Genomic DNA, 551 nt, shown 5'->3' with positions numbered 1-551 from the left:
GCCTCGCCCAACGCGTGCCCGAACCCAGGCCCATGCATGAAGGAACCTGGTTCGATCTCGCCTCCCTGACCAAGGTCATCTTCACCACGCCGCGCATTCTCAAGCTGGCGGAGGATGCCGTCATCGACCTCGACACGCCGTTGATCTCGGCGCTGCCGGACCTGCGCCAATATGACGAGAAGGCGTGGGAGCGAAAGGTAACGTTTCGCCAGTGCCTCGGCCACCAGACGCCGTTTCCGGCCGTCGCGCCCATATACACCTATGGCCGCGATCCCGACCTCTTGCGCGCCTTCATCCTGCAGCGCGAATGGCAGGCCGGCATGCCGGTCTATTCCGACATCAACTTCATCCTGCTCGGCTTCGCGATGGAGCGCCTGTCGGGCAAGAGGATCCGCGCCATGGATCCCGGTCCGGGCTTCGCCTTCTCGGCCGCGCCGGACCAGGCGGCGGCGACGGAAGACTGCACCTGGCGCCACCGCGTGCTCTCAGGCGAGGTGCATGACGACAATTGCTCGGCGCTCGAGGGCGCCGGCCATGCCGGCCTGTTCGGC

At 66.4% G+C, this 551-nt stretch carries 1 protein-coding gene; it reads left to right on the top strand.

All coding sequences use genetic code 11. The features are described 5' to 3' along the window. Positions 1-551: serine hydrolase (locus EN807_RS32435; RefSeq protein ID WP_135937922.1), on the top strand; the 551-nt coding region annotated here is incomplete at both ends.

The sequence above is a fragment of the Mesorhizobium sp. M5C.F.Ca.ET.164.01.1.1 genome (assembly GCF_004792125.1).
Lineage (GTDB): Bacteria > Pseudomonadota > Alphaproteobacteria > Rhizobiales > Rhizobiaceae > Mesorhizobium > Mesorhizobium wenxiniae.
Note: the sequence above shows the minus strand (reverse complement) of the source record. Positions and strands in the feature narration are given on the sequence as shown.